This is a genomic window from Actinotalea sp. C106 (assembly GCF_023630195.1).
In the GTDB taxonomy this organism is placed as follows: Bacteria; Actinomycetota; Actinomycetes; order Actinomycetales; family Cellulomonadaceae; genus Actinotalea.
This window is the reverse complement of record NZ_JALPKN010000315.1, coordinates 1-3,448: the sequence shown is the minus strand read 5'-3', so window position 1 is coordinate 3,448 and position 3,448 is coordinate 1. Positions and strand designations below refer to the sequence as shown.

Sequence of the window (3,448 nt, the reverse complement as noted above, 5' to 3'; positions counted from 1 at the left end):
GACCAGCCCGGCGCGTGCCCCCGCGCGCCCGATCGCCCAGATCGACGTCGAGACCGCCCGGGCCCGGCCGACCGGGGTCGAGGAGCTCGACCGCGTGCTCGGCGGCGGGCTGGTCCCCGGGGCGGTCATCCTCATGGCCGGGGAGCCCGGGGTCGGCAAGTCCACCCTGCTGCTCGACGTCGCGGCCCGCGTGGCCCGGAACCCGGGCCAGCGGGTGCTGTACGTGACAGGCGAGGAGTCCGCGGGGCAGGTCCGGCTGCGCGCCGAACGGATCGACGCCCTGGCCGACGGGCTGCTGCTCGCCGCCGAGACCGACCTGGGCACCGTGCTCGGCCACATCGAGGCCGACTCCCCCACCATGCTCGTGGTCGACTCGGTGCAGACCATCGCCTCGGCCCAGGTCGAGGGCGCCCCCGGCGGCGTCAGCCAGGTGCGCGAGGTCGCGGCCGCACTGATCGCCGTGGCCAAGGAGCGCGACATCCCCGCGGTCCTCGTGGGGCACGTCACCAAGGACGGCAGCGTCGCGGGACCACGGACCCTCGAGCACCTCGTCGACGTGGTGTGCCAGTTCGAGGGGGACCGCCACTCGCGGCTGCGCATGGTCCGTGCGACCAAGAACCGCTACGGGCCCACCGACGAGGTGGGCTGCTTCGACCTCTCCGAGACCGGGATCGTCGGGCTCACGGACCCGAGCGGGCTCTTCCTGTCCCACACCCTGCACCACGTGCCCGGGACCTGCGTGACCGTGACCCTCGAGGGGCGGCGCCCCCTCGCGACCGAGGTGCAGGCCCTCGTGGTGCCCTCGATCCTGAGCAACCCGCGGCGCACCACGAGCGGTATCGACTCGAGCCGGCTCGCGATGATCCTCGCCGTCCTGCAGCGGCGCGCGGGGGTCGGGGTCGCCGACCGTGATGTCTACGTCTCGACCGTCGGCGGGGCCCGGGTGGCCGAGCCCGCCTCGGACCTCGCGGTCGCCCTCGCCACCACCAGCGGGGTCGGTGACGTGCCGCTCGGTGCCGGCCTGGTGGCCCTCGGCGAGGTGGGGCTCGCCGGAGAGATCCGCCCCGTCGTGGGGCTGGTCCGCCGGCTCGCCGAGGCCAGGAGGCTGGGCTTCACCCGGGCCGTCGTCCCCGCCGGCGGCGTCGAGCCGGCCCAGGTCCCGTCCGGGCTCGAGCTGGTCGAGGTCCGCGACCTCGCCGAGGCCGTCCGTCTGACTCAGCGCCCGGCCGCGGAACGGGCGTGATCACGCCGGTTCTGCGCGGTCCGGGCACCTCGGTTCCCGTCGCGGCGCGCCCGGGCCGCACCCCTTCCCAGCGCCCCGGCCTCGCGTACGATTCGCACGTGGTCACCACCGAGCGCTCCGCCGAGGACAAGCTGCGCTCCACCCTTGCCGCCGTCGCGCCGGGCACCGAGCTGCGCGACGGTCTCGAGCGCATCCTCCGCGGTCGCACCGGCGCCCTGATCGTGCTCGGCCACGACGACGTCGTGGACTCCATGTGCTCGGGCGGCTTCACCCTCGACGTCGACTTCTCCGCGACCCGGCTGCGCGAGTTCGCCAAGATGGACGGGGCGATCGTCGTCGACCGCTACGCGACGCGCGTGGTGCGGGCCGCCGTGCAGCTGCTGCCCGACCCGACCATCGAGACCACCGAGTCCGGCACCCGGCACCGCACGGCCGAGCGCGTGGCCAAGCAGTCCGGCTTCCCCGTGGTCTCGGTCAGCCAGTCGATGCGGATCATCGCCCTGTACGTGGGCGGGTCGCGGTACGTCCTCGAAGGCTCGGACATCATCCAGTCCCGGGCGAACCAGGCCCTCGCGACCCTCGAGCGGTACAAGTCCCGCCTCGACGAGGTCAGCGGCACCCTCTCGGCCCTCGAGATCGAGGACCTCGTCACCGTGCGGGACGTCGCGGCCGTGGTGCAGCGCCTCGAGATGGTCCGCCGCATCTCCGAGGAGATCGCCGGCTACGTGGTCGAGCTCGGCACCGACGGCCGCCTCATGGCCCTCCAGCTCGACGAGCTCATCGGCGGCATCGGCTCGGACCGCCAGCTCGTCATCCGCGACTACGTCGAGGCCAACCGCGCCGGGCGCAACCTGGTCGACGTGCAGACCGACCTCGCCGCCCTCGACGCCACCGAGCTCCTCGACCTCGCGCACATCGCCCGGGTCCTCGGCCTCGTCGCGATCGACGACTCCCTCGACGGCGCCGTCGGCCCGCGCGGTTACCGCCTGCTGTCCAAGGTCCCGCGCCTGCCCTCGACCATCGTCGACCGCCTCGTCGGGCACTTCGGCGGGCTGCAGAAGCTCCTCGCCGCTGGCATCGACGAGCTCATGGCGGTCGAGGGGGTCGGCGAGCAGCGGGCCCGCGCGGTCCGCGAGGGCCTGTCCCGGCTCGCCGAGTCGAGCATCCTCGAGCGATACGTCTGAACGCCCCGCCTGACCGAGGCCGCGCCTGAGCGGGCCCCCCGCCTGGCCGAGCGCCGGGCGTGGCTACTCGAGCACGAACGCCACGGGCTCGACCTCGACCCCGAGCACCGTCGCCGAGGCCGTGTAGGTCCCCGGCCGCGGCTCGGGGAGCCCAGCGGTGCACCCCTCGTCCGACCGCTCGCGGGACCATGCCTGCTCGACCGGCACCTGCGCGCCCGGGTCGAGGAGCAGCAGCCGCGACTCCTCCCCCTCGGCCTCGCAGTCGGTGCTGGCCCAGATCCGGTCCGAGCCCGAGGTGATCGTGATCGCGGCCGTCTCGGGCCCCACCTCGACCGTGCAGGCGGCCTCACCGGTGTTCTTCACGGTGAGGGTCAGCACCGGCGCGGAGTCCGCCGGGTAGCTCTGGGCGTCGGTGGCCAGGGTCGCGGTCAACGCCCCTGCGTCGCACGAGGTCGGGGCACCGCTCGCGCCGTCCTCCTCGGTCGGAGCGCCCTCGGACCCCTCCGTGGCGGTCTCCTCAGCGCCCCCCGAGACGAGGGCACGCACCCCGAAGGACACGAGCACGACCAGCAGCACAGCCAGGACCAGGGCGACCAGCCGGCGCACCCAGTAGACCCGGTCCGGCTGCGGGCCGACGGGCTTCAGGACGGTGCTCATGGACCCTCCACTTCTCCTGCCCCTACGCTACGGCCGCTCCACCCCAGCCTCCCGATGGCGCGCCGTGGGGCCCGCGCGCACCACCCCGCCCCCGCCAGGCATGATCGTGGTGTGCTCCACCCCCTCGTCCCCCCGGTGCTGGACTGGTTCGCGGCCCACGCCCGTGATCTGCCCTGGCGCCACCCGACCTGCAGCGCCTGGGGCGTGCTGGTCAGCGAGGTGATGCTGCAGCAGACCCCCGTGGTCCGGGTGCGGCCGCGCTGGGAGGAGTGGATGGACCGCTGGCCCACCCCGGCCGACCTCGCGGCCGCGACCCCCGCCGAGGTGCTGCGGGCCTGGGACCGGCTGGGCTACCCGCGGCGGG

At 74.7% G+C, this 3,448-nt stretch carries 3 protein-coding genes and 1 pseudogene; 3 read left to right on the top strand and 1 reads right to left on the bottom strand.

Annotated elements, in window-relative coordinates; translation table 11 throughout:
* A partial coding sequence (radA, locus tag L0B03_RS15535) for a DNA repair protein RadA (RefSeq protein ID WP_250447454.1) occupies nucleotides 1-1,243 on the top strand: 1,243 nt, incomplete at its 5' end.
* Between the two features lie 98 nt (nucleotides 1,244-1,341).
* Entirely contained in the window at nucleotides 1,342-2,427 is a 1,086-nt protein-coding gene (gene disA, locus L0B03_RS15530; RefSeq protein WP_250447452.1) for a DNA integrity scanning diadenylate cyclase DisA, read from the top strand.
* Between the two features lie 63 nt (nucleotides 2,428-2,490).
* Here the strand turns inward: disA and L0B03_RS15525 are convergent, their stop codons facing one another.
* Entirely contained in the window at nucleotides 2,491-3,084 is a 594-nt protein-coding gene (locus L0B03_RS15525) for a hypothetical protein (protein ID WP_250447451.1), read from the bottom strand.
* 54 nt (nucleotides 3,085-3,138) lie between these two features.
* On the opposite strand from L0B03_RS15525, the pseudogene L0B03_RS15520 reads away from it, so the two are divergent.
* A pseudogene (locus tag L0B03_RS15520) lies at nucleotides 3,139-3,448 on the top strand (A/G-specific adenine glycosylase); the annotation flags it as partial.

Coding starts and splice junctions, on each gene's coding strand:
- L0B03_RS15525 (WP_250447451.1), bottom strand. CDS start 3,084: ATGAGCACCGTCCTGAAGCCCGTCGGCCCGCAGCCGGACCGGGTCTAC.